The organism is Hyphomonas sp. FCG-A18, assembly GCF_045287255.1.
In the GTDB taxonomy this organism is placed as follows: Bacteria; Pseudomonadota; Alphaproteobacteria; order Caulobacterales; family Hyphomonadaceae; genus Henriciella.
Genome location: NZ_CP137142.1, coordinates 1342092 through 1368211, shown reverse-complemented (window position 1 = coordinate 1368211; position 26120 = coordinate 1342092). Strand labels below are relative to the sequence as shown.

The 26120-nt window shown below is 56.3% G+C and carries 23 protein-coding genes; 12 read left to right on the top strand and 11 right to left on the bottom strand.

Features of this window, described 5'->3' with window-relative positions; genetic code table 11:
- The first annotated feature begins 69 nt into the window (after positions 1–69).
- From RYZ27_RS06790 to hflX, 9 genes are all read left to right on the top strand, one after another.
- Positions 70–1059, top strand: coding sequence for a tRNA dihydrouridine synthase (locus RYZ27_RS06790; RefSeq protein WP_406681631.1), 990 nt, complete (start codon positions 70–72; stop codon positions 1057–1059).
- Positions 1056–2108 carry a nitrogen regulation protein NR(II) gene (locus RYZ27_RS06785; protein WP_406681630.1) on the top strand — a complete coding sequence of 351 codons (1053 nt, stop codon included), beginning with the start codon at positions 1056–1058 and terminating at the stop codon, positions 2106–2108. Before RYZ27_RS06790 ends, RYZ27_RS06785 begins: the two co-directional genes overlap by 4 nt.
- Entirely contained in the window at positions 2105–3469 is a 1365-nt protein-coding gene (locus RYZ27_RS06780; RefSeq protein ID WP_406681629.1) for a sigma 54-interacting transcriptional regulator, read from the top strand. The genes RYZ27_RS06785 and RYZ27_RS06780 overlap by 4 nt, the downstream gene beginning before the upstream one ends.
- 114 nt (positions 3470–3583) lie before the next feature.
- The gene (locus RYZ27_RS06775; protein WP_406681628.1) at positions 3584–5743 is read left to right on the top strand and encodes an ATP-binding protein; all 2160 of its coding nucleotides are present in this window, start codon (positions 3584–3586) and stop codon (positions 5741–5743) included.
- Entirely contained in the window at positions 5740–7131 is a 1392-nt protein-coding gene (locus RYZ27_RS06770) for a sigma-54-dependent transcriptional regulator (RefSeq protein WP_406681627.1), read from the top strand. Before RYZ27_RS06775 ends, RYZ27_RS06770 begins: the two co-directional genes overlap by 4 nt.
- The gene (trkA, locus tag RYZ27_RS06765; RefSeq protein ID WP_406681626.1) at positions 7131–8504 is read left to right on the top strand and encodes a Trk system potassium transporter TrkA; all 1374 of its coding nucleotides are present in this window, start codon (positions 7131–7133) and stop codon (positions 8502–8504) included. The genes RYZ27_RS06770 and trkA overlap by 1 nt, the downstream gene beginning before the upstream one ends.
- A 20-nt stretch (positions 8505–8524) precedes the next feature.
- Entirely contained in the window at positions 8525–9940 is a 1416-nt protein-coding gene (locus RYZ27_RS06760) for a potassium transporter TrkG (RefSeq protein ID WP_406681625.1), read from the top strand.
- A 69-nt stretch (positions 9941–10009) separates the two neighbouring features.
- Complete coding sequence (gene hfq / locus RYZ27_RS06755; RefSeq protein WP_406681624.1) at positions 10010–10261, top strand: RNA chaperone Hfq; 252 nt, start codon at positions 10010–10012, stop codon at positions 10259–10261.
- Positions 10258–11559, top strand: coding sequence for a GTPase HflX (hflX, locus tag RYZ27_RS06750; RefSeq protein WP_406681623.1), 1302 nt, complete (start codon positions 10258–10260; stop codon positions 11557–11559). The genes hfq and hflX overlap by 4 nt, the downstream gene beginning before the upstream one ends.
- On the opposite strand, the gene mazG is transcribed toward hflX, so the two are convergent.
- The 6 genes from mazG to RYZ27_RS06720 all read right to left on the bottom strand — a co-directional run bounded on the left by mazG (position 11556) and on the right by RYZ27_RS06720 (position 18497).
- The gene (gene mazG / locus RYZ27_RS06745; protein ID WP_406681622.1) at positions 11556–12368 is read right to left on the bottom strand and encodes a nucleoside triphosphate pyrophosphohydrolase; all 813 of its coding nucleotides are present in this window, start codon (positions 12366–12368) and stop codon (positions 11556–11558) included. The two genes, hflX and mazG, sit on opposite strands and share 4 nt — an antisense overlap.
- Positions 12369–12514: 146 nt before the next feature.
- A complete protein-coding gene (gene guaB, locus RYZ27_RS06740; protein WP_406681621.1) occupies positions 12515–13969 on the bottom strand; it encodes an IMP dehydrogenase in 1455 nt (484 codons plus the stop codon).
- A gap of 54 nt (positions 13970–14023) precedes the next feature.
- Entirely contained in the window at positions 14024–14638 is a 615-nt protein-coding gene (locus tag RYZ27_RS06735) for a glutathione S-transferase family protein (protein WP_406681620.1), read from the bottom strand.
- A 6-nt stretch (positions 14639–14644) separates the two neighbouring features.
- A complete protein-coding gene (locus tag RYZ27_RS06730; RefSeq protein ID WP_406681619.1) occupies positions 14645–16561 on the bottom strand; it encodes a TonB-dependent receptor in 1917 nt (638 codons plus the stop codon).
- Between the two features lie 201 nt (positions 16562–16762).
- On the bottom strand, positions 16763–18040 hold the full coding sequence (locus RYZ27_RS06725) for a NupC/NupG family nucleoside CNT transporter (RefSeq protein WP_406681618.1): 1278 nt from the start codon (positions 18038–18040) through the stop codon (positions 16763–16765).
- A gap of 88 nt (positions 18041–18128) precedes the next feature.
- The gene (locus tag RYZ27_RS06720) at positions 18129–18497 is read right to left on the bottom strand and encodes a VOC family protein (RefSeq protein ID WP_406681617.1); all 369 of its coding nucleotides are present in this window, start codon (positions 18495–18497) and stop codon (positions 18129–18131) included.
- 153 nt (positions 18498–18650) lie between these two features.
- On the opposite strand from RYZ27_RS06720, the gene RYZ27_RS06715 reads away from it, so the two are divergent.
- Both RYZ27_RS06715 and RYZ27_RS06710 read left to right on the top strand, forming a co-directional pair.
- On the top strand, positions 18651–19571 hold the full coding sequence (locus tag RYZ27_RS06715) for an SDR family NAD(P)-dependent oxidoreductase (RefSeq protein WP_406681616.1): 921 nt from the start codon (positions 18651–18653) through the stop codon (positions 19569–19571).
- A gap of 100 nt (positions 19572–19671) precedes the next feature.
- Positions 19672–20067, top strand: coding sequence for a Kazal-type serine protease inhibitor domain-containing protein (locus RYZ27_RS06710; protein WP_406681615.1), 396 nt, complete (start codon positions 19672–19674; stop codon positions 20065–20067).
- Positions 20068–20075: 8 nt separating this feature from the next.
- On the opposite strand, the gene RYZ27_RS06705 is transcribed toward RYZ27_RS06710, so the two are convergent.
- The 4 genes from RYZ27_RS06705 to RYZ27_RS06690 all read right to left on the bottom strand — a co-directional run bounded on the left by RYZ27_RS06705 (position 20076) and on the right by RYZ27_RS06690 (position 23457).
- Positions 20076–20726, bottom strand: a complete 651-nt coding sequence (locus RYZ27_RS06705; RefSeq protein ID WP_406681614.1) for a protein-L-isoaspartate(D-aspartate) O-methyltransferase — start codon at positions 20724–20726, stop codon at positions 20076–20078.
- A gap of 3 nt (positions 20727–20729) precedes the next feature.
- A complete protein-coding gene (gene surE / locus RYZ27_RS06700) occupies positions 20730–21491 on the bottom strand; it encodes a 5'/3'-nucleotidase SurE (RefSeq protein WP_406681613.1) in 762 nt (253 codons plus the stop codon).
- Positions 21491–22882: a serine--tRNA ligase gene (serS, locus tag RYZ27_RS06695; RefSeq protein WP_406681612.1), complete on the bottom strand. Its 1392-nt coding sequence runs from the start codon at positions 22880–22882 to the stop codon at positions 21491–21493. The genes surE and serS overlap by 1 nt, the downstream gene beginning before the upstream one ends.
- 425 nt (positions 22883–23307) lie before the next feature.
- Complete coding sequence (locus RYZ27_RS06690; RefSeq protein ID WP_406681611.1) at positions 23308–23457, bottom strand: hypothetical protein; 150 nt, start codon at positions 23455–23457, stop codon at positions 23308–23310.
- A 336-nt stretch (positions 23458–23793) separates the two neighbouring features.
- On the opposite strand from RYZ27_RS06690, the gene RYZ27_RS06685 reads away from it, so the two are divergent.
- The gene (locus RYZ27_RS06685; RefSeq protein WP_406681610.1) at positions 23794–24174 is read left to right on the top strand and encodes a hypothetical protein; all 381 of its coding nucleotides are present in this window, start codon (positions 23794–23796) and stop codon (positions 24172–24174) included.
- A gap of 10 nt (positions 24175–24184) precedes the next feature.
- Here RYZ27_RS06685 and aspS read toward each other — a convergent pair whose 3' ends face one another.
- Entirely contained in the window at positions 24185–26020 is a 1836-nt protein-coding gene (gene aspS, locus RYZ27_RS06680) for an aspartate--tRNA ligase (RefSeq protein WP_406681609.1), read from the bottom strand.
- Positions 26021–26120 lie beyond the last annotated feature (100 nt).

Genomic DNA, 26120 nt, shown 5'->3' with positions numbered 1-26120 from the left:
CGGTACTATGTTTGCACTGCCTGACTATTGTGCAGTGCAGTAATATGCTTGAGTGTGACAATGTTAAGAATGCCCCAATTCAAGGCAGAGCGGGTGTGGCTCGCCCCGATGTCTGGCTCGACAGATGCGGCTTTCCGGCGACAGGTCGTCCGGTTTGGAGCGCCTGCTGTTGTTTCAGAAATGGTGGCTGGGGAGGCGCTGGTCGCTTCACGTCCGGATATGGTGCGCAAGACCTGTCGCCATGATGGGGAAGGGCTGTGGATTGTTCAGCTCGCTGCCCGCAGACCCGAGGATATGCGCGCAGCGGCTGCCTTACTGCGAGAGCTTGGGGTTGATGTCATTGATATCAATATGGGCTGCCCCTCCCGACAAGTGACGGGTGGCAAGTCCGGTTCAGCCCTGATGCGCGAGCCTGATCTGGCGCTGCGGATCATCGATGCGGCGCTTGAAGGGGCAGGGCCTGTTCCGGTCACACTGAAAATGCGCCTTGGCTGGGATCATGATCTTCTGAATGCGCCGGAAATTGGTCTGGCAGCGCAAGAGCGCGGCATTCAATGGCTGACAGTGCATGGCCGCACACGCTGCCAGTTCTACAAAGGCAACGCCGATTGGGCCGCAATACGAGACACAGTCGAAGCCGTCGATCTGCCTGTTATCGCAAACGGGGATATTGCTAGCCTTGAAACGGCGGATCAGGCGCTAACGGACTCGCGGGCCTTTGGCGTCATGATTGGCCGCGCCGCGATGGGCCGGCCCTGGTTGCCCGGCCAGATCGCCGCGCACCTCGATGGCCGCGCCTATACAGAACCAACACTCACCGAGCAGTGTGATAGTCTGAGCGAGCAAGTCGAAGACAGCCTTGCCCTTTACGGCGACTATCTCGGCATCCGAATGGTCCGGAAGCATGTTTCGGCCTGCATTGACCAGATCGACCTGCCATTGACACCTGAAACCCGGCGGGTTTTGCGCGCAGAATACTGTCAGATTGATGATCCGTCTTTGCTGATCAAACGCCTGCGTCACCTCTATGAAGGTGCTGTGCTGGAGGTCGCTGCGTGACCGCCTTGATTGACCTTGCTGACCTCGCCCCTTTTGGCCTGTTACAGATTGATGCGCGGCGCCGCGTCGTCGCAGCCAACCAGATGGCGCAATCCATGCTGCGCCAGTCATCGCGCGTCATGCTACGCAAACCGCTGAGTGAGATTGTCTTCCACGACTCACCCATCTTTGAGCTCATCGACAAGACGCTTTCACAAAATGGCACCCTGAGCGCAGGCGGGGTTGTGCTCAATGGTCCGGGTTTCAGTGCCCCGCTGATCGTTGATCTGCGTTTGCGCCCGGCCGATGCAACCAGTGTTGTCATCGCGTTCAATCAGGCCAATGATCCTGACGTTGTGGAGAACGGTCCGGGCGTTGCCGCCTTTGGACGTATTCTTGGCCATGAGGTGAAGAACCCCCTCGCAGGCATCTCTGGGGCAGCGCAATTGCTGAAGCGCTCTGCTGATCAAAACGAAGAGCCGCTCCTTTCGATCATCCTTGATGAAACCAAGCGGATTGAACGTCTGATCTCGCGCCTATCGGCGTTTGAGCTGTTCTCTGCACCACGCTTTGACAGTTTCAACATCCATGCCTTGCTCGATCGTATTCTCAGCGCTGAAGAAGTCGTCTTTGTCGACAAGGTCAGGTTTCAGCGCCGCTATGATCCGTCACTGCCAGAGATTATGGGTGATCAGGATCACCTGCATGAGGCTTTCCTGAATGTGATCCGAAATGCCAGCGAGGCTGCTCTGGATGTTGCATCCTCACCAACCGTGACGGTTGAAACTGCGTTTGAAACCGGGTTCGCTATTGCTGGTTTGCGAAGCGGACAAAGGCTCGGGCGCGCGATCCGCGTGACCATTCGTGATAATGGTCCGGGCATTCCACAGGAGCGCCGCGACAAGCTGTTCCAGATTTTCTCGTCATCAAAGTCCGGGGGCAGGGGGCTTGGCCTAAGTGTCGTGAGTGAAATCATTTCCGCGCATCAGGGCCGCATCAAACTCACCAGCAAACCGGGGGACACCCGTTTCTCCATCTATTTGCCGCTATTACGGAAAACAAAAAAATGAGCCAGAAAACCGTATTGCTCGCCGAAGATGATGCCAGTATCCGCCTGATCGTTAATCAAACCCTGGTTGGCGAAGGGTATGCGGTACGTGCAACCAGCTCACCAGAGGCTTTGGAGCGCTGGGTGCGCAACGGTGAAGGTGATATTATCGTCACAGATGTTTACCTGACCGACACGCCGATTTTTGACCTTCTGCCATCCTTCCGTCTGGCGCGTCCGGATCTGCCCATCATCGTAATGAGTGGCCAGAATACCATTCTGACGGCTGCCTCCGCTGCTGAACATGGCGCCTTCGATTATCTGCCAAAGCCATTCGATATTGATCAGCTTTCTGAAACCGTCGCTCGCGCTTTGAAATCGGGTAAAGGGACAACTTCGCCGAAGCCGCGTTTGTCCCAAACTGCGCCCAATCCGCTACCACTCGTTGGACGCTCAGCCCTCATGCAGGATGTCTATCGTGTTATCAGCCGGGTAATGAATACGGATCTGACGGTGCTGATCGAGGGCGAATCCGGGACAGGCAAAGAGTTGGCTGCACGCGCTCTGCATGATCTCAGTACAGAGCGAACTGGCGATTTCCACGCGATTGATCTTGCAACCATGACGCCGGAGGACGTCAGCACACAGCTGTTTGGGAAATCTGGCACCGAAGGCCTCGCCCATAGCGAGACCAGCACGCTTTATCTCGATGAAATTGGCGACCTGCCATTGGATGCGCAAACCCAGCTTGTGAAACTCCTGCGGGAAGAGGGTGGGGCACGCATCATCGCTTCAACCCGCAAACCACTGTCCCGCCTTGTCGATGAGGGCGCGTTCCGGGAGGACCTCTATTATCGCATCAATGTTGTCCGCATCGATCTGCCGCCTTTGCGCGCACGCAAGGAGGATATCCCTGAACTGGTTCAAGCCTTCCTTGTTCGTGCAGAACAGCGCGGTCTCGCACGCAAGGAAGTTGAACCTAGCGCGATGGACCTGCTGCTTGCTTATGATTGGCCGGGCAATGTTCGTGAGCTGGAAAACCTGATCTTCCGTCTTGCCGCTCTCAGCAGTGATCCTGTCATTTCGCAACGCGATGTTGAGCGCGAGTTACGAGCCGAAAGCCTCAAAGACCTCACAGCCCAAGCCTCTCTTGAGCATGAGATCGAAACCCTGCTCAATCGGCATGTCATGGCCGATCTCCTTAAAGGCGATGCTTCCGATGAACGTATCTACCAAAAGGTTCTGGAGCAGGTCGAACGCCCGCTGATCAAGCTCGCGCTGACCATCACATCGGGCAATAAGCTCAAGACTGCAGCCTTGCTCGGGCTTAATCGCAATACGCTTAGAGCCCGCATGCGTGCCTTGGGACTTGCAGATACCTGATTGACGAAACGGCATTGTGTTGCTTTAAAGTCGCAGTGTTGCGAATGTGCGACATGTCTGTGTAGAGGTCGTGTGAGTCAGTCTCCCGCACATAAACTGTCCGGAAGGCCAAGTGTGGTCTTTCAGGGTGTCTTCGTTCTGGCTGCAGCTATCAGTGCGGCCGTGACGTTTATTGCCTTGGCGCGCTCAAACCCGACGGATGAAATTCCACAGCTCTTGCGTGTGCTTCTTGCGCTTAACACTATGCTACTTGCGGGGATGGCATGGGCCGTTGTGTCCCGCTACCTTGCCGTGCGCAGTCGTGGCCGCGACAAGGGTGGCCGCCTTGCCCGGCGCTTTATGCTGCTTTTTGCCATGTCAGCGATGATTCCAGCGCTGGTCGTCAGTATCTTCCTCTGGGCAAGCATCTCGCGCGGGATCGATACCTGGTTTGGTGAGCGTGTCTTTACCCTGGTTGAAGAAACCGCGACTGTGGCGCGTGAAAGCCTCGTTGAGTCCGAGGAAGTCTTTGAGGAAGACACACGCAATGTCGCGATTGACATCAACAATGCTGCAGTTGGGCTGACCAGCGATAAGGTGCGATTTGAAGAATATCTCGGCATTCAGGGTTACCTGCGGAATATGGCCGGAGCTTTCGTCGTTGATGACACAGGGCAAGTGCTGGCGACCGGAACAAATCTCGGCCCCAGTGCTGCCTTCCCGCAGCCCAGCCCGCGCGCACTCGTTGACGCGCAAAATGATGATGTCGTCGTCACCAGTTATCAGGGGCAGGGGGTCGCCACCTCCCTGAAACGTCTGGCGAATATAGACGGGGCCTATCTCTACCTGGTCAAACCCTTTGATACTGATATGGCGCTGCGTCTTGAGCGCGCGCAGGCTAACCTGACCGATTACCGGCTCGCTGAAGAACGCAGTTCGCAAACCAAGACCTTGTTCGTATGGGCCTATTTGCAAATCGTCGCTCTGGTCCTGCTCTTATCTGTGCGCCTCGCGCAAAGTGCCGCTGAACGCATCTCTGACCCGATCACGCGCCTTGCCACCGCTGCCGGTGAAGTCGCAAGAGGCAAGGGTGGCGTGACCGTGAATTTACCGGAAACGGGCGATGAAGTGGAAGACCTCTCCCACTCGTTCAACATCATGACCCAGACCCTGGATCAACGCCGAAGCGATCTCGTCCAGGCACGCGAAGACGCCGATGTCCGCCGTATCTTTGTCGAGACTCTGCTCGCAGAGATGAGTTCTGGTGTGATACGCTTGGACCAAGCTGGCCGCGTGACGCTTGCCAACCCCTCTGCGGAAGCTTTGCTCGGTCGCCGCGTGGAAGAGGGCGATGATCTCTCCAGCCTAGCACCAGAAATTGCTGAAGTGTTCAGCGATGACCTTGGGCAGGCGAGTGTTGCAGACCTCTCTGTGAACCTGAATGTTGAAGGCGAAACCCGCCATGTCCGCCTGAAAGTTGGGCCGGATGGGTCAGGTGGCCGTATCATCACCCTCGACGATGCCACTCGCCTCGTAACGGCCCAGCGCCAGCTTGCCTGGCGTGATGTTGCGCGCCGTGTCGCCCATGAAATCCGCAATCCTCTCACGCCGATTCAACTCTCCGCGGAACGCCTGAAGCGGCGTTACTCAGACAAGATCGAAGATGATAGTGGCGTATTTGAGCGCTGCGTGAACACAATCTTGCGCCAGGTCAGTGATATTGGCCGTATGGTCCAGGAATTCTCTGACTTTGCCCGGATGCCGAAGCCCTCTCCAAATCTTTGTGACCTGACAGCCTTGCTCAACGAAGTGATTTTCGCGCAGCAAGTCGTGACGCCCGATATTCAGATCCGGCTGGACAGTGATGAGCAGGCCCAGAAACTCCTCGGCGACGAGCGCTTGCTGTCACAAGCGTTCGGTAATCTCGTTAAGAATGCCGCCGAGGCAATTAACTCACGCGGCCCGGAAACCGAAACCGTCGGTGAAATTCTCGTGCAGTCCCGCTTGATTGATCATGATCAGATTGAGGTCGTGATCAATGATAATGGTCCCGGTTTCCCACCCGATGCCCGCGACAGTCTGCTTGAACCTTACGTCACTATGCGCGAAGGCGGCACAGGTTTGGGTCTGGCCATTGTGAACCGGATCATCATGGATCATGGCGGTTCAATCCAATTAATGGAGCGCCTGGATGGCGACCATGGCGCGACCGTGCGCATCACCTTGCCGGCCTGGAGTGCCGGCACAACCACATCCCCCATAGCTGACAATGCCCCCGCGGAGGCTCTCTCATGACCACTGACATTCTGATTGTTGATGATGAACAGGACATACGCGAGCTAATCGCTGGTGTTCTGGAGGATGAGGGGCACAGTGTTCGTCTCGCCGCAACCTCCCATGATGCGTTGGCGCAAATGCAATCGCGAACGCCCAGTCTCGTTGTACTCGATGTCTGGCTACAGGGCAGTGATATGGACGGTCTGACCGTCCTGAAACACATGAAAGCGATTGATCCGCTCATGCCGGTCATCGTAATCAGTGGGCATGGCAATATCGAAACGGCCGTCGCTGCAATCCGCCGGGGGGCGTACGACTTCATTGAGAAGCCATTCAAGTCAGCGAAACTGGTTCACCTTATCGAGCGGGCGATTGAATCGGCTCAGCTCAAGCGTGAGAACGAGGCCCTGAAATCGATCAGTGGCAAGTCTGCGCAATGGATTGGAGACAGCCCGGCTGCCACCGCGCTGCGACAATCTATCGATAAGGTTGGCCCAACCAATTCCCGGATCATGATTACGGGCGAAGCCGGAACAGGCAAAGAGCTCTGCGCGCAACTCATTCACCAGAAGTCAAACCGCGCCTCCGGACCATTTGTGGTGATCAATGCCGCAAATATTGCCCCTGAAAGCATGGAAAGTGAACTGTTCGGGGAAGAAGGGCCTGATGGCCTGCCAACCAAGGTTGGCGTGTTTGAAAAAGCCCATGCCGGGACACTCCTGCTCGACGAAGTTGGCGAGATGCCACTTGGTACACAGAGCAAAATCCTGCGCGTCTTGACGGAGCAACGCTTCCAGCGCGTCAATGGTAAATCTGATGTGCATGTCGATGTCCGGGTCATGTCATCTTCAACCTCGGATTTGTCAGAGGCCATAGACGAAGAGCGCTTCCGTAAGGATCTCTACTTCCGCCTGAACGTGGTGCCGGTCACGGTGCCGTCATTGATTGACCGCCGTGATGATATTCCGGACCTGATCACCTTCTTTGCCGGGCGCATCGCTGACAGTTCCGGCCTCACACCGCGGCCATTCTCACCCGAAGCCATCGCGGTTCTCCAGTCAATGAACTGGCCGGGTAATGTCCGTCAGCTCCGCAATCTGGTGGAGCGGGTTCTGATCCTCTCAAGAGGCGCAGCCGAAGGCGATGTGAAAGTTGAGGAACTCCCGCTCGACAATAATGACAAGGATCGCGGCCTGAACTCGACGGTCTCGACTGAGCTTGTCGGTCTGTCGCTGCGCGATGCGCGCGAACGGTTTGAACGCGAGTATCTGACCCTGCAAATCACCCGATTTGACGGGAATATTTCCCGAACAGCCGAATTTATTGGCATGGAGCGCTCGGCTCTACACCGAAAATTAAAGGCTCTTGGGGTAAAAGCCTCTGAAAGTCGTGTAGAGAGCACCTAATGCGCGTGATAATCTGCGGGGCAGGGCGTGTCGGTCAGGGCATTGCCCGCCAACTCGCGAAAGAGCACCACGATATTACCATGATCGATGAGGCGCCTGACCTGATTGAACGGGTCCAGACGGATCTGGATGTTCAGGGCGTCATCGGCAATGCGGCTTACCCTGATACGCTGCGCGCGGCAGGGGCAGACTCGGCAGAGATGCTAATCGCCGTCACACATTTTGATGAGATCAACATGGTGATCTGCCAGATTGCCGATACGCTCTTCTCGCTCCCAACCAAGATTGCCCGCGTTCGGGCCGGAGCCTATCTCGATAAGGCCAATACGGACCTGTTTTCGCGCGATGGCTTCCCCATCGATATGCTCATCTCGCCAGAGATTGAAGTTGGCGAGGCCATCCTGCAGCGCATCAAAAGCCCCGGAGCCGTTTCCAGCATCGCTTATGAAAGCGGTGAGTTGCAAATCCTTGGTATGAAAGTCGACAGCGATAGCCCGCTCGTCGATACGGCCGTCAATCAGCTCGCTGGCCTCTTTCCAGACTTGCAGGCCCGGATCATTGGTATCCGCCACAAGTCCAGGATTATTGCCCCGCGTGGCACAGACCAGCTTCAGGAAGGCGACACAGCCTATGTCGCAGTCAGTCGCCGCGACACGCCGCGCCTCTACAAATTGTTCAATAAGAGTAATGAGGACTTGCGCCGGATCATCATTGTCGGGGCCGGCAATGTCGGTCTGCATGTTGCGCGCACGATGGAACAAACAAGCGGCGCTCGCGTCCGCTTGATCGAAGCTTCAGAGGAAAAGGCTGACCGTGCGGTCTCGGTCCTGCGACAGACGGTTGTCATCAACGGTGATGGCCTGAGCCGTGATATCCTAGACGAAGCGGGCGTCGCCGGGTCGGACATTGTGATCGCGGTTACAGACGATGACAAAACCAATATGCTGATCGGCAAACTCGCCAAGCGGCTTGGGGCACAGAGAGCACATGTCCTGGTGAATGCGACCGAGTTGGTAGCATTGGCAGGCGATCTGAATATTGATGCCGTGCTCGATCCACGTGCCTTGAGTGTCTCCCGTATTCTTACCAAGCTGCGCCGGGGTCGGATTGTCTCGGTTCAGTCACTGGAAGATGGTGATGCCGAGATTGCCGAAGGGATCACGTTGGAAACTTCCTCTCTGGTTGGTAAGCGCGTGGACTATGATGACTTGCCGGACGGCGTTACGGCAGCAGCGGTTATCCGCGAGGGGGAGGTGCTGTTCCCAACGCAAAATCTCCGTATCGAGCCGGAAGATCATTTGCTGATGTTTTACGAAACCAGCCAAACCCGCAAGGTGGAGCAATACTTCCGCGTTAGCTCAACCTTCTTCTAGGATACAGGCGAGGGGTTAGAATGAACCATCTCTCTGTTGTTCGCGTCTTGGCTTTGGGCGGCCTGGTTATGGCCGCGATGAACCTGTTGGCTGCCTTATTTGCGGTTACCGCGAGCGAGTATCAGTTCTTTACTGTCTTTGCAGCTATGGCAGGGGGATTATCCGCGCTTTCGGGTTCAGTCCTTTTGCTGACCGACAAACCGCTCCGGCGGTCGCGTCCGATTGATGGTCTGGCTGTTGCGATCCTGTTCTGGATATTGACCCCCATTACCCTTGCTGCACCATTCTACCTTATGACCAGTGAGGGAGAGCCCCGCTTGCTGATAGCGATCTATGAGGCAGCCTCCAATCTGACAACGACGGGGCATTCCCTCGTCGACCCATCCTTGAATATGCCAGCGAGCATCCTGATCTGGCGCGCCATGCTTCACTTGCTGGGCGGGATTGCTGCCCTGACCATTGCTGTAACCGTCTTCGCGGCTCTAAATCTTGGTGGCCCAGGCATCCATCGCAGCCGCTTCTTCACCATCCCTGAGGGCAGTTTCTTTACAGCCGTTGCGCCCACACTCCGTATCATGGCGATTACGCTGCTCTTCCTCTGCAGCTTGCTCTGTTTCATCTTGATCAGTGGCGGCATTGCACCCAGAGATGCCTTATCGGCAAGCGTTAGCGCCTTAACGACGGGCTTAGTGAACCCGGAACTTGCGGTGCAGCCAATTCCCGGCCTGAACCCTTTTCTGCTGGGCATGCTGGTTCTCGGCTTAGTGGGTGGCACGCTCGGCGTGCTCCTATTCGATGACATCTATAATGGTCGTCCAGGTCGGATTCTGGTGGACCCGGAAACCATCAGCTTCACAGGTCTGTTCTTCCTTGCAGCCTTCCTGGCGTTTATTGCGGGACTACCCATTCTGTCCGCTGCAGGGTGGTCTCTCTCATCGATTTCGACCAGTGGCATGCAACTCATAGACCCAGCCAGACTCGATCGATTGCCGCTTGTCCTGATCCTGTTTCCGGTTCTGATCGGTGGGGCCGCTCTTTCGACAGCTGGCGGAATCAAACTCTCCCGAATGATTCTGCTGACCCGGCGCGTCGGCGCAGAATTTCGACAGCTCGGTTATCGCGGCAGCGTGCAGCACTTGCAGTTTCGAGGCATCAAACAAACAGAAGAATCGCTGATCGGGGTTTGGGTCTATCTGGTGGGCTATATTATCGCCTGTGTCTTCGGTATTTTGTTTCTCAGCTTCATGGATGTCGGCTTTGACAGTGCAATCCGCATTACCATCGGCGCTATTGCCAATGCCGGGCATATTCTGGTCGACCAGATTGATTCAGATCATCCAGCAGTGATACTGGCTGCGTTATTGGGAATGATCTTGGGGCGGCTGGAAGTGATCGCACTTTTGCCTGCGCTGAATCCATCTTTTTGGCGCTCATAACTCACGGTTGACTTGCCAAAACGCGATAATCGATTTAGCCGCTGCTTGATAACAGAAAGGCAAGACAAAATGTCTTCAGATAAAAAGCAGAACCTCCAGGACACATTTCTAAATGCGGTCCGTAAATCAAAGACGCCACTCACAGTTTTCCTTGTGAATGGTGTTAAACTTCAAGGTGTTGTCACCTGGTTCGACAACTTTTGTGTGTTACTTCGTGGGGACGGTCGTCCACCACAACTGGTTTATAAGCACGCAATTTCAACCATTGCTCCGGGTGCGCCAGTACAACTCTTTGACGATGACGGAACGGACGGCGCTTGAACCAAGTCGCTGAAACGGCTGCCAGTACCGCGGTCGTTATCATTCCCTGGACAGAGTTGGCCCATCGGCCAACACCTGAACGTATGGAAGAGACTCAGGGCCTCACAGAGGCACTGGGTTGTGAAGCTGTCATCCTGCGTTCGGAACAGGTGCGTAACCCAACCCCGCGCTTCCTGCTCTCAGGTGGCTTGCTGGAGCGCCTCAAAACCGATGTTGAGACCCATAAGCCTGATCTTGTGATCATCGACGCCACGCTCACCCCGGTCCAGCAACGCAATCTCGAAAATCACCTTCATGCCAAAGTCATCGACCGAACTGGGTTAATCCTCGAAATCTTCGGTCTGCGCGCGCTAACCCGCGAAGGCATCCTGCAAGTCGAACTGGCGCGATTGCTCTATGAGCGCTCACGTTTGGTGCGAACATGGACCCACCTTGAACGCCAACGTGGTGGCAAGGGCTTCCTTGGTGGTCCAGGGGAGACCCAGCTTGAGGCTGACCGTCGGATGCTCGACCGCCAGCTTGAGCGCTTACGCCGGGATCTCGCCGATGTCCGCCGGACGCGCGGGGTGCAGAGGGCGGGGCGGCGCAAAGCCGGTAAACCGATCATTGCACTGGTCGGTTACACGAATGCCGGCAAGTCAACGCTGTTCAATCGCCTATGCGAAGCCGATGTGCTCGCCAAGGATATGCCGTTCGCGACACTTGATCCGACAGTACGCCAGATGACGCTGCCTAATCTCGGCGAAGCCGCTGTGATCGATACGGTTGGTTTCATTACAGACCTGCCAACCCACCTGATCGACAGTTTCCGCGCGACCTTGGAAGAGGTGCTGGAGGCTGATCTGATCCTGCATGTTCGTGATCGCGCCAGCGAAGTGGATGAGAGTCAAAAAACCGATGTTGAAGCGGTCCTGAATCGCCTTTCAGAGACAATGGATGCCGAGCTTCCACCCATCCTGGAGGTCTGGAACAAGGCCGATATGCTCTCACCAGAGCGCTATGAGGCGCTCAGTCTAGCAGCGACCCGGGCGGAAGAGCCAAGAGCCGTTCTCGTCTCGGCTCTGTCAGGCGACGGCGTGGAAGAGTTGCAAAGGCAAATTGAAGCCGCAATCGGTACGGGCCGCGTTATCACAGAGCTGGTACTTTCACCTGCCGAAGGGGAGAAGCGCGCCTGGCTGCACGAGAATGCGATTATTGAAGAAGAAGTCTATCTGGAGACAGGCGAGACAAAGATCATTGCATCGCTGGCGTTAAAGGATGTCGGACGCTGGAAATCCCGTTTTAAAACAGATCTTTAGAGTTTCTTGGCTTCTTGCCAGAGCTGTTCCTGCTCATCCAGGCTCAGCGCGCTAAAGTCGTGTCCACGGTCTGTGGCGAGCTGTTCCATTAACCGAAAACGCCGCTCAAACTTCGCATTAGCGCGTTTTAGAGCCTGTTCAGGATCAACTTTGAAGCGTCGGGCCAGATTGGCACCGACAAAGAGCAAATCGCCGATTTCATCCTCAATCGCAGAGGCATCGCCAGACGCTACAGCATCTTTAACCTCAGCGGTTTCCTCATCGAGCTTATCAAAAATGTCGCTTGGGTCGGTCCAATCGAACCCGGTGCGCGCTGCGCGCTTCTGCAATTTCTCAGCGCGCAAAAGGGAGGGGAGGGCAACCGCTACCCCGTCCAAAGCACTCTGGGGCTTATCGCTTTCCCCCTTCGCAGCGCGCTCAGCCGCTTTAACATCTTCCCAGGCCGCCGTTTGCGCATCGGCGCTATCAATATCAGTATTGCTGCCAAAGACATGCGGATGACGGCGGATCATCTTTTCATTAATCGAGTGTGCAACCTCATCGACAGTAAAATGCCCAGCCTCAGCGGCCATCTGTGCATGAAAGACAACTTGCAGCAGCAGGTCACCCAACTCATCGCGCAGGTCGCTCATATCGCCGCGATCAATCGCGTCAGAGACCTCATAAGCTTCTTCGATTGTGTAAGGGGCGATAGAGGCAAAATCCTGCTCAATATCCCAGGGGCAGCCGCCATCCGGATCACGCAGCTTTGCCATTATGGCCACGAGTTGTTGAAACGGCGTCTTCGTCCCATCTATCTCAAAAGCCATATTCATTATTTCCCATAATGTTGATTATCGAATTTTGTATCCAAGGCCTCGCGAAAACGCCCATAACCACGAAGCGTCGCTTCTTAGACGGCTCTGTATCAGCTCCATTTGAGACAATGTTTGCACACTGGCTCAACCGGAGCCCCCTACCCCCTGCTCAGCGAGTAATTCGGCGCCTCACGCGTCATCTTCACATCGTGGACATGGCTTTCATGCAAACCAGCCCCCGTGATCTGAACAAATGTCGCTTTCTCATGCAGTTCAGCAATCGTCGCCGCGCCGACATAGCCCATCGCAGCGCGCAGGCCGCCGACCATCTGGTGCACGATTGGACCGATTGGTCCCTTGAACGGTACCTGCCCCTCAATCCCTTCCGGGACCAGCTTGTCAGTTGCGGCATCTTTCTGGAAATAGCGATCGGCTGAGCCCCGCGCCATTGCGCCGAGGCTGCCCATACCGCGATAGGCTTTATAGCTGCGGCCCTGATACAGGAAGACCTCACCCGGCGCTTCTTCAGTGCCCGCAAACATCGAGCCCATCATGGCTGTGGACGCTCCGGCCGCCAGCGCCTTGGCAAAATCGCCGGAGAACTTGATGCCACCATCGGCGATCACAGGCGTGCCACTTGCGGCAGCCGCTTTTGCGCAATCCTCAATCGCTGTGAGCTGTGGAACACCAACCCCGGCCACAATCCGTGTTGTGCAGATTGAGCCCGGTCCAATCCCGACCTTCACGGCATCTGCACCCGCATCAATCAGGGCCTTGGTGGCTTCGCCTGTCGCAACATTGCCCGCAATAATCTGAACCGAGTTAGACAGCCCCTTGGCCCGCGTAACCGCTTCACCAACCGCCTTTGAGTGGCCATGTGCCGTGTCGATGATCACTGCGTCTGCGCCAGCTTCGATCAGAGCCGCTGTGCGTTCAAATCCGGCATCGCCAACTGTGGAGGCGGCAGCAACACGCAAACGCCCGCTATCATCCTTGGCAGCATTCGGATTAACCGCCGCTTTGTCCATATCCTTGACCGTCAACAGACCGAGGCAACGATTATCCCCATCGACGATGACAACCCGCTCAATCCGGTGCTTGTGCAAGAGCGTGCGCGCCTGCTCAATCGGCACATCCATCGTCACAGACACAACATCGCGCGTCATCAGGCTCGACACAGGCTGGTTCAGGTCTGGTGCAAAGCGGACATCACGGTTTGTGATGATCCCGACCAGCTTGCCCTTGTCGACCACTGGAATACCGGAAAATCCGGTCTGGTCTTTAAGGGCTTTCAATTCAGCCAGAGTGGCCGTCGGCGCGATCGTGATCGGGTTCATCACCACGCCGCTTTCAAACTTCTTCACCTGCGTGACTTCGGCGGCCTGTTCCTCAATCGACAGGTTCCGGTGAATAACGCCAATACCGCCAGCCTGCGCCATCGCAATGGCAAGGCGCGCTTCGGTGACGGTATCCATCGCCGCTGAGATCAGCGGGATATTCAGCCCAATCGATTTGGTGAGTTGGGTATGGGTGGCAACTTCTGACGGAGTCACTTCGCTGGCGCCAGGCTGGAGAAGCACGTCGTCAAAGGTAATAGCTTGTCGGATTTGCATGTGGGGAGCTCCCTTTTCGGCCTCCTAAGGGAGTCGTCCGAAAATGTGAAGCCCCTACTCTGCCGCAAATTTCGCTTTTACTGTATCATACCAGCGACCAAGCGCCTCATGCTCGCGATGGGGCTTCCAGCGCATCACGCCACAGAAGCCGCATGTCAGGTACAGTGTAATGTCGGCAATCGAAAACCGATCCGCCGCAAGCCACTCATGCTCAGCCAGATGCGCATCAAGGCGTTTGGCAAAGGCTTTCGCGTTCCGCTCCCCTTTTGCGGCGGCTTCTGCTGATTGCGGTTTTTCAAGCGGGGCCATCATCTCATGGGCATTGCGGAACCAGGTGGCGAACTGCAACATCAGCATGAACTCGATCCGCCGATCCCACATTTCAATCAGGGCTTTTTCCTTGCCATCCCGGCCCATCAGGTTTGGTTCAGAAAACACGTCCTCAAAATAGGTACAGATCGCGCGGCTTTCCGTGATCTTGGTGCCGTCATCCAGAATCAGAACAGGTACTTGAGAAAACGGCGATAACGCCCTGTATTCAGGGGTTTTATGCTCCTGCTTCATGATCGAGATTTCGACAATCTCAACCGCGTCCAGCTTGCCTTTGGCCTTCAGGAAATGAAAGGTCCGCTCTGGGTTGACCGCCTTGGGTGCGTGATAGAGTTTCATGCCTTTTTAATTTCCTCCGATTTGTTTTCTTATACCGACTGTCAGATTGAGCGGTTCACCCGGGAAGTAGCGCTCGCTGCCAAACGCAAAATCGGCGCGGTCGGCATATTCCAGATCAAACACATTCCGCACGATGCCAAACAGCTCGAAAGAGTCGTTCAACATATAGCTGGCGCGTAGATTGGTCAGCGTATGCCCCGGATAGGTCCGCGTGTTCGCCGGATTGGTGAAATACTCCCCGACATATTCAGCTGAGAGGGCCAGCTCCAAATCCTCCGTCGCTTCCCAGATCAGCGCCAGATCGCCCAACCATTCCGGCGCGGTGTCAATCTGATTGCCATCCGTAATTGTTTCGGATGCACTGCCGGTCACACGCGTGAATGTATACGACTGGTCTGACCAGCTGACATTGCCCTGCATCCGTAGCGTGTCTGTCAGGTCGAACACGCCTTGCGCTTCAATCCCGAAATGCTCCGTCGAGCCGTTCGGCACATTCAGCCGATCAGAATCACGGAAATAGAAATTATCCTTGTCGAGGGCATAGGCGGCAATATCGAACAGCAACCGCCCATCCAGCGCTTGCCCCCGCGCACCAATCTCAAAACTGTCCAGCGTTTCGACTTTCACCTCGCCAGCGACTTGCTGGGATTGCAGGCGATAGAGGTCACTTGCCTGCGGCGCCCGCGCCCCGCGTGCGTAATTAGCGTATAGCGAAACATCATCACTCGCATCCCAGATCACACCCAGCTTGGGTGTGACAAAGGAGAAGTCATCACTACGGTCAGCGACAACATTGAAGCGCCCATTGACCCCAACCGGGGCATCCGTCTCATAATCATAAGCATGGGCCTCACCGCGCAGCCCGGCCACGAGGCGTACGTCTTCAGATAGTGCCCAGTCCAACTCGCCCCATAGCGCGCCCATCTGAGTCTCGACGCTATAGTCATAGTGCAGCCCTTGCGGGAAACGACTGTCACCGGGAAAGAAGCCAAACGGCTCGGGTTGGACCTCTGTGAGGAAGCCCCGCGCAAAATCGACATCCCCGCCCAGCGTGAAGGTCACCCTATCACTCAACTCCTGCGTATAGGCGGCCATAAGGCCCGCCCCGGTATGGCCATTCGTCTCTACACCGCCATTGGGCAGAAAGTGCTGGCTAAACTCCATCTCCTGCCAGCGCACAAACGGGGTCAGCGTCAACTCGCCCTCAAGCACATCGCGCTCAAACCGAACCGCGGCGCGCAGGGAGTCCGCATTGCGATAAGCCTCCGGATTCGGGTTGGACCGTGCCAGATCACGATCGCGATAAGCCTTGTCGCCTTCGATGAAGCCAGCCGTTTCCTGTTCCAGCTTGGATGCAGACGCCCACGCCGTGACATCCCACTCACCAAACTCAGCCTCTGTTAAACCTGACGCTTTGATCTGCACCGTTCCGGTATCATCGCGCCACCCCGTCTCATCCAGAACAGATAACGCCCCTTGAAAACGCTCACCACGGCCAATGATATCGGCTTTGTATCGGTTCAAGCTGGAAACGCTGCCGCGCAGGTCAAGCTCAGGCCCGGGCACGGTCTCCTCAAGAATGATGTTCACCAGACCATGCACCGCATTCGAGCCATAAGCTGCTGAGCCCGGTCCGCGGATCACCTCAATTGCTTCGGCCACCTCATGGTGTGGCTCCAGCAACATGTTCACATTGCCAAAGGCCGGGGACCGCGTCGGCACGCCATTCTCAAGGATCAGGAAGCTACCCTGCCCCGCCCCGGCATTGAGCACGGGTGAGCGGATAGCCAGCAAATGCTCCTGCCCGGAATTCATCTGAATGTTCACACCCGGCAGGATGTTCAACACTTCAGCCGGGTGGTCGGCGTTGATATCGGAAATAGCAGAAGCACTCAGTACTGTAATACTGCCAGGTTCAGTCATCTGACGTAAACCTAGAACCTCAACAGGGTCTAAAAAACGCGAGACCCACCATATTTTCTGCTCACCGTCTTCACCAATGCAAACCCCTCCGACGCCTTTTTTTTGTGCTTTGGAACAAGGTAATACAGTATCTTCCTGCGCACTGATGGACATCGGAACCAAAGCAAGTGCGAGGGCAGTACTACAAATCAGACGATACATTTATCCACCAAAGAACAGGTTTGCTGGCAAAGCTCCAACAACCGCGCCAGACAGACATGTCGCCAGTGTCCCCGCCACAAGCGTCTTCCATGCCAGCTCAAGGAAGGTCGAACGCCGGCTTGGCTCAATAATGGACAGACCGCCAATCAGGATGCCGATAGAGCCAAAGTTGGCAAAGCCACAAATTGCGTGCGCGGTGATCATGGCCGAGCGTTCTGATAGTCCTTCGCCAGCCTCACCAGACAATTGCAGGAAGGCGACAAACTCGGTCAGCACCGTCTTGATTCCGATAAGCGACCCAGATTGCGCAGCCTCATTCAGCGGCACACCAACCATGTACATGATCGGGGCAAACACCCAGCCGAGGATTCGTTCAATCGAGAGTTTCGCGCCCCCCACCTCGGGCAATGCGCCAAGGCCAGCATTGACCAGATACAGCAACGCAAACGCCGCAATCAGCATGGTCACAATGTTTGCGAGGATCTTCAGACCGTCCGACGCCCCTGTCGCAAACGCGTCCATGGTCGACTCATATTCAAAATCCGGCTCATGCGCGCGCTGCTTCTCGTCCACCGTTTCCGGGATCATGACCAGTGCCAGAGCCACAGCCGCTGGGGCCGCAATCAGAGACGCGGCCAGCAGCTGACCCAGCGCATTCGGCAACACATCCTGCAAGAACACGCCATAGAGTACGAGCACACTGCCCGCCACGGTCGCAAAGCCCGCTGTCATCAGGATGAAAATTTCAGAGCGCGTCATGCCCTTAATATAAGGTTTGATCAGGACCGGCGCTTCTGTCATGCCCATGAACACGTTGGCCGAAACCGCCAGAGAGGTTGCCCCGCCAAGCCCCATGAAGCGACGGAAGATTGAGGCAAAACCCTTCGTGACCCAACGCAGGATATGCCAGTGCCACAGGATCGCTGAAAGTGCGGCGACCACAATAATCAGAGGCAAGAGGTGAACCGCAAAGATCGGCCCTGGCTGACCTGTCAGCTCTTCCCAGCCCGCTTGTGTCCCGAAGACCGGACCAAAAACAAAATTCGTACCATACGCGGTCGCCGCGATCAGGCTATCGACGACAATATTCGCCGCAAACAAGGCTTCGCGGATGATGGGAATACCAAACAGGATCAGGGCAAAGCCAAACTGGATCGCCACAGCCCCAAGAACAAGTTTCCATGGAAACGCCTTCTTGTTCTCAGACAGCCCCCAGGCGATCGCAAATATCATGGCTATGCCTAAAAAGGCCCGCGCATTATCCCAGCCCCATTCCATTGGCATCTCCTCCGCTGTGTCGTTACCACACAAAGACCTAGCCCGCTCTGCACGAGCGGGCCAGTCCTGTTGTCACAGCAATGTCACCCTAGCCGAGCTTACAGATGCAAATCTTGTGTCCATCAAGGTCACGGAAATAAGCGCCATAGAAAGTCGGCAGGCGATTTCCCGGCGCGCCATCATCGGTTGCGCCCATCTCCAGCGCCTTCTTATAAACCCGATCAACCGTCTCATTATCTGGCGCAGCAATCGCTGGCATGACGCCATTACCACAGGTCGCTTCTTTCTCGTCATAAGTGCCGCCAATGGCAAACATCGGTTGTCCGGGTGCTGTGCCATAGAAATAGAGACGCTCATTATCAAAAAAGCGCTTCACACCCATTTCACCGAGAACGGCATCATAAAATTCAAGCGCTTTTTCAGTATTATTGGATCCAAGGGTAACATAAGCGAGCATATCCGCCTCCTGTGATAGCAATGTGGAGCCGACCAGCCACCACGCGGCCTGCATGCTGGCAAGAGGTAACGCAGCGTCGCCCGTTGACGTTTACGTGAGCGGATGGTGCAAGGCTCTGGTATTCCGAACAGACAGAAAGACAGGAGATTTCCCATGTCAGAGATTCGTTTTGACGACCGCGTCGCGATTGTAACCGGTGCGGGCGGAGGCCTCGGTAAGCAGCACGCGCTGGAATTGGCGCGTCGCGGGGCAAAACTCGTGATCAACGACCTTGGTGGCAGCATGGATGGTACGGGCGGTAATTCCGCTGCAGCTGAAGAAGTTGTTGCAGAGATCAAGGCGATGGGCGGGGAGGCGATTGCCAATGGCTCGTCTGTTTCCGATGACGCTGGCGTTCAGAAAATGATTGATGACACGATGAACGCTTTTGGCCGGATCGACATCATCATCGCCAATGCTGGCATCCTGCGCGACAAGTCTTTCTCGAAGATGACAATGGACGACATCAACCTTGTCCTTGATGTCCACCTGCGGGGCACATTTAAGCCGGTTCACGCCGCCTGGAACATCATGAAAGAGCAGAATTACGGCCGGATCGTCGTGACCACCTCTTCCACAGGCCTTTACGGCAATTTTGGTCAAGCCAATTATGGCGCGGGCAAGCTTGGCGTTGTTGGTATGATGAACACGCTGAAAATTGAAGGCGCGAAAAACAACATCAAGGTCAATGCGGTCTGCCCAATCGCGGCAACCCGCATGACGGAAGGCCTGATGCCACAGGCGATGCTCGACAACCTCAAACCTGAATATGTCACACCGGGTGTTATGAACCTTGTGAAAGACGACGCACCGACCGGCATGATCCTGTCAGCGGGTGCCGGCGCCTTCTCCATGGCACAGATTGTCGAAACCAATGGGGCCTTTGTTGGCCAAGGGGACGCCCTGACCGCTGAGGCGGTGGCCGCAAAGTGGGACGAGATTACGGACACATCGACGCAGACACATTTCGACAGTGGCTCCGGTCATGGCCAGAACATCTTTGCCCGCTTGCAGGAAGCCGCTGCCAAAGCTTAAGGCAGCTCGCCATAAACCAACATCAAACCGGCAATGCCCTCTGGCCTTGCCGGTTTTTTTATCTATGTTGCGACTCACGATGGGACTTAAGGGGAGTACCATGAGAGCACTCTTTATCGGTTTAGCCGCATTTGCACTGACCGCCTGTGGTGGGTCTGGTGATGATGCTCCCGCAACAGATACTTCAACCTCTGAAGCGACAGATGCTGTCATTGATACATCGCCACCCCCTGCCCCGGATGCAGCCGGCGCTGATTGCGGCGGCTTTGCTGCGATACAGTGCCCTTCAGGCTACTATTGCAAGCAACCCGTTGGTCAGTGTCTGGAAATTATGGATGGCGCAGGCACCTGCCAGCCCAAGCCAGAGATCTGCACGCAGGAATATGCTCCGGTATGCGGCTGTAACGGCCAGACTTACGGCAATGCTTGTGCGGCGGCTGGCGCTGGTGTCAGCGTCGCAGCTGAGGGCGAATGTGGTCAGGTCACCACAGAATAATCACCGTGCTAAAAGTGATCTGCCTTTCCAGCCACCAGCGCTGATAGCGGATTTGCGATTGGCTGATCACTGACATGTCGCTCAGCGTTGAGGATACGCAAAACCTGGGTGTCGCTTTCATTGAGTGGCGTCACCAGAATGCCATCCTTGGAGAGCTGCTCCAACAGCTCACGAGGGATGGTCGTTACTGCCCCACACAACAAGATTCGGTCAAACGGCCCATGCTCGGACAAGCCCTGCAAGCCATCGCCATGGCGGATCGTCACATTCTCGACGCCAAGCCGCGATAGCCGCTCCCGCGATTGGCCCACGAGCTTCTTGTAGCGTTCAATCCCATAAACATGACGGGCACTATGGGCGAGCAGAGCGGCGGTATAGCCACTGCCCGATCCAACCAGCAAAATCCGTTCTTCTTTCCCCGGCGAAATCGACAGCGCACTCAACAGCTGTGCCGTCACCAGTGGGCGTGGAATCGTCTGCCCGCAGGCAATCGGCACGCTGCAATCCTCATTCGCCAGTTCAGCCAGCTTGGCATCCACAAACGCGCCACGATCGACCGTTTCCAGCGCTGACAAAACTGCATCATTGGTGATGCCCTGCCGTCGCAATTGCAGGATCAGGCGGGCTGCGCGCAGCGGATCAGGGATCAGGTCGGCCATGGCTTAGCTATCAAAACTCGCGCGCATCTCAGCCAAAAACGTCTCATGCGTCAAATCCACATGCAGTGGTGAGACAGAGACATAGCCGTCATAGATTGCGCGCAGGTCCGTCCCCTCATCCGGGTTAGACAGCTTCCCGCGATAGCCAATCCAGTAATAGGCATTGCCACGCAAATCCTCGCGCCCTTCAGTGCGAATGATCCGCTCATCACGAAAACCCTGCCGCGTCATCATCACGCCTTTAACCTCATCCGGGGCACGATCGGGGAAATTGACGTTCAGGATCAAATCGTCCGGCCAGCCCTTTTCGATCAGCGGCGCCAGGACTTTCGCGCCCCACGCCGTAGGTGTTTCCCAGGGGCAGGAATGCGGGTTCTGAAAGCCTTTGGACTGGCTCAGCGCCATACTCGGCACGCCGTGTTGCATTCCGAACAAGGCCGCTGCAATCGTCCCAGAGAAAGTCGTATCCTCAGCAATGTTCTGCCCGGCATTCACACCAGACAGGATCAAGTCCGGCCGCTGTGGCATCAGCTCATCCAGCGCCAGTAAAACACAATCGCTCGGCGTGCCATTCACGGCATAGCGCTGCGGCTCCAGCTCGCGCACGCGGACAAACTCGGTCAGCGAGATCGCCCTGCCCTTGCCCGACTGTTCCAGCTCCGGCGCGACAATCCAGATATCATCGCTCAGCTCCCGCGCGATGCTTTCGAGCACACCAAGGCCCGGCGCATTGATGCCGTCATCATTGGTCAGCAGGATACGCATTAAGCGATGACCTCAAGCCCGCCCATATAGGGGCGCAACACTTCTGGCACCGTGATCGAGCCATCGGCATTCTGGTAGTTCTCCAGCACCGCCACCAAAGTCCGCCCCACAGCCAGACCAGAGCCATTCAGCGTATGCACAAATTCCGGCTTTGGCTTCTGATTCTCCTCGCTCGCATCCGGGCGCCAGCGCGCTTTCATCCGGCGCGCTTGAAAGTCTCCGCAATAAGAGCAAGAGCTGATCTCACGATACGTGTTCTGGCTCGGCAACCAGACCTCAAGGTCATACGTCTTGCGCGCGCCAAAGCCCATATCGCCCGTACACAGCAGCATCCGGCGATATGGCAGCTCCAGCGCCTCCAGAATACCCTCAGCGCAGCGCGTCATCCGCTCCAGCTCTTCAAGGCCTTCGGCTTCATCCCGAACGATAGAGACCAGCTCCACCTTGTTAAACTGATGCAGGCGGATCATGCCCTTGGTATCGCGCCCGGCACTGCCGGCCTCAGAGCGGAAGCATGGCGTATGCGCCGTCATCCGCATCGGGAGTTGATCCTCAGACAGGATTTTCTCGCGTACGAGATTGGTGAGGGGAACTTCAGCGGTGGGTATTAGGTAATGACCATTCTCCAGCACAATTCGATGGCCTGATTCAGTAGTAAGAAAATCACCAGATTCTGTAAGCAGATAGTCTGGAGTTGTAGCAAACAAATCCTCCTCAAACTTCGGAAGCTGCCCTGTCCCTTCTAGCGCATTATCCCGCACCAGCAGCGGCGGAGAGACTTCCTCATAGCCATTCTGACCCGTCTGCGTGTCGAGCATAAACGCTGACAGCGCCCGCTCCAATTTGGCCAGCCCGCCGCGCAGCGCCACAAAGCGTGCGCCAGACATCGCCGCAGCAGCTTCAAAATCCATCAGCGACTGGCCAAGCCCATTCTTCAGGTCCGCGCCGAGGTCGGCATGATCCTTCACTTCAAAATCGTAGGTTTTCGGCGTACCCCAACCATTGCCTTGCTGGACGTTGCCCGCCTCATCCTCACCCATCGGCACTTCGGCCAATGGCAGGTTCGGCGTGCCCATCAGGATCGCATTCAGCTCAGCCTGTATCTCGGCTTCAATCCGTCCCGCTTCTTCAATCACGGCTTTAGCACCAGCAACCGCAGCCATCAGGCTTTGCGCCTCTTCCTCGTTGCCGCTGGCCTTGGCCTTACCGATCAGTTTGGACTTGGTGTTCCGCGCGGTCTCAGCTTCCTGCTTCTCAGCCACGGCTGCGCGCAATTTTTCATCCAGCGACAGGATGGCCGGAACCGTCTCATCGCCGAGGCCTGCGGCCTTGCGGTTCCATGCGGTTTTAAAAGCGTCCGGGTTGTCACGAATGGCGCGAAGATCGAACATGGCGAGGCCCTCGTCTAAAGCAGGTCAAATCAAAAACCGCTCCTAAGCCGTTGCGCCCCGTCCGTCCACAGGTGCGCCTGCGGTCGCTGTGTGTTTTGCGCGCTTTAGCTTCCCTCCTCACGCTCTCCACGGCAGCGCTTGCGCTGACCGTGGAGCCCATCTCCCACACTTAGAGATAAGGTAAGGGGTCGTTATTGCCCTTTATCCCGGACGAATTCTCAGGAGATGGATTGCACGGTCAAGCCGTGGGGAGCGGGATTGAGAGAGTGATCCGAAACCAATCCTCCCCCTTATCCTTGGCGCTATAATACCTGCATCTCCCCTCTATGACAGGGCCTTTCTAGAGCGGCTAGGAATGAGTGGAGAGCGGTGGTCTGTGTCTGCTGATTTGGGTCCGTACCCGGTCTTGCAGACCAGTCGGGTGGTCAAGGCGCGAGAGGGTGAGCGATCTCAGCCCCGGCAAGCGCTAAAGCCCGGACCTGTGGTGTGAAAGCGCTATGGGAAACAACCGAAAACGTGCCACCGCGGGCGCGCTCAGGTTGGGCGCTATCGCTTGTCGTGAGGCAAGCAGTCATGTCGCGTGCACTCTGAGCGCGCCTAGGCTCTGTTATAACGGACGTTGAGAGACGGTCTGGCGGTTCGGCATGTGTTGAGTTTTATGCTGCCCTGAGGCCCTGCGGGCCAGCAGCACGAAGCAGGTTCCGCGCCTGCGGCGCATGAACCGGGCTCAAGGCTGTTTTATATTCGGAGAGAACCGTGCGTGTGGAGAGATGGAGCCCTCAGCTTGGTTCATCGGAGGAGCGCAGCGACGATCGGGAACCCGCTTCGCCCTGCTGCGGCGTAAGCCGCTCAGCGCAGGGTCAAACAAAAACTCCTGTTTTCAAACGAGAAAAACCTGTAAAGGCCACGCTATGTTCAATTTGCGCACCCTCCGTTGGTTGGCCATTGGCATAGCCCTCACTCTGCTCCTCGCCGAAGTGTGGCGGGTGAGCCAGCTTGAACGCGAGTGGCTGCTTATTCTGGAGGATGTGGTCTCGGCAGGCCTTCTCCTCATCGCCGCGATCTGGATCACCCGCGATGGTATTCGGCAACGCGCCCTGTTTGCAGCCGCGTGGATGCTCAACGCCGCCCTGCTCTATGTCAGCTTCCACACGCAATGGTTTCGCAACGCTGACATTCTCAGCAACGGCCTTGGCGCGCTTGGGCCTGTCGATATTGCAGTGGCAGGCCTGATGATGGCCTGCCTGTTTGGATTGGCACTCACTGTGTGGTTGCCGCCAGAGGACGAATAGAGCCTGACGCCTATTTGTCTTTGACTTGCGGGGCCAGACGGATGTGTAGCTCTTTCAGTTGCGCGTCGCGGACCGGGCTTGGCGCCTGCATCATCAGGTCACGGGCCTGCTGGTTCATTGGGAACAGGGTGACATCGCGAATGTTCTCAGCATCGGCAAGCAGCATCACCATGCGGTCCACACCCGGTGCAATCCCGCCATGTGGCGGCGCGCCATAACGGAACGCGTTCAGCATGCCGCCAAACTCGGCCTCGACAACTTCCGGACCATAACCGGCCTTCTCAAAGGCTTTCAACATGATCTCCGGACGGTGGTTCCGGATCGCCCCAGAGGAAAGCTCAATCCCGTTACACACAATGTCATACTGGAACGCATTAATCGCCAGCAGATCATCATCGCTCTGCGCCGCTTCTAACGCCTCCAGACCACCTTGCGGCATCGAGAATGGGTTATGGCTGAAGTCGACTTTCTTGTTGTCCTCGTCCCACTCATACATTGGGAAATCGACAATCCAGCAGAACCGGAAAACGCCCTGCTCGACCAGATCGAGGTCTTCACCAACCTTGATCCGCGCCGCGCCAGCCAGCTTATACGCATCGCTTTTCTTACCCGCAGAGAAGAAGATGCCGTCACCATCGGTCAGGCCGACATGCTCAAGGAAAGCCTTCAGGTGCTCAGCCTCGAAATTCTTCAGGGTTGGGTCCTGGCTGACGACATTACCGTCATCATCCTTACGAAGACGCGCAAAGCCAAGGCCCGGTGCTTGCATCTCTTTCTTCGCCCACTTATCGAGGTCGTCGAAGAATTTCCGCGATTGGGTTTCTGTCGCCTTTGGCGCAGGGATAGCAATCACCTTACCACCGCCTTTGATGATTTTGGCAAAGATACCAAAGCCGGTCTTGCTGTCATCGGCGAAGAATTCAGTCACATCGACCAGCTCAATCGGGTTACGCAGGTCCGGCTTGTCGCTGCCATACTTCGACATCGCTTCAGCATACGGGATGCGCGGGAATGGACCATCCGGCACTGTGCGGCCTTTACCCTTCCAGTCCGCAAACTCGTCGAACACGCCCTTCATAACCGGCTCAATCGCTTGGAAGACATCTTCTTGGGTGACAAAGCTCATCTCGATGTCGAGTTGGTAGAACTCACCCGGTGAACGATCCGCACGCGCATCTTCGTCACGGAAACAGGCGGCAACCTGGAAGTAACGGTCAAAGCCAGAGACCATCAGCAATTGCTTGAACTGCTGTGGCGCTTGCGGCAGCGCGTAGAACTCACCGGGATGCAAACGCGATGGCACGAGGAAGTCCCGCGCACCTTCCGGCGAAGAAGCCGTCAGGATCGGGGTCTGGTACTCAGTAAAGCCCTGCTCCACCATCCGGCGGCGGATAGAGGCAATCACCTCAGCACGCAGAATCATGTTTGCGTGAAGGGTCTCCCGGCGCAGATCGAGATAGCGGTGCTTGAGGCGAATATCTTCAGGATAGTCCGGCTCACCAAAGACTGGCAGCGGCAATTCAGCGGCTTCAGACTGCACGCTCGCTTCCTTGATTCGGACTTCAATCTCACCCGTGTCGAGGTTTGGGTTTATCAGATCCGCAGACCGGGCAATCACTTCACCCTCAACAGTGATAACACTCTCCGTCCGCAGACGCTCAACGACCTCAAAGGCAGGAAAGTCAGGATCAAAAACGCACTGCGTCAAACCGTAATGATCGCGCAGATCAATAAACATCACACCGCCATGGTCCCGGCGACGGTGCAACCATCCGGAAAGCTTTACAGATTGACCGACATGTGACTGGCGGAGTTCGCCGCAAGTATGGCTGCGATAGGCGTGCATAAGACGCTCCATTTCGGAAGGATAAATCAAACGCGGCTTTAGGCGCACGCAAGCCCCTAATGTCAAGGCCATGCGGGCATGTCTCGCAAAATGCGCAGAG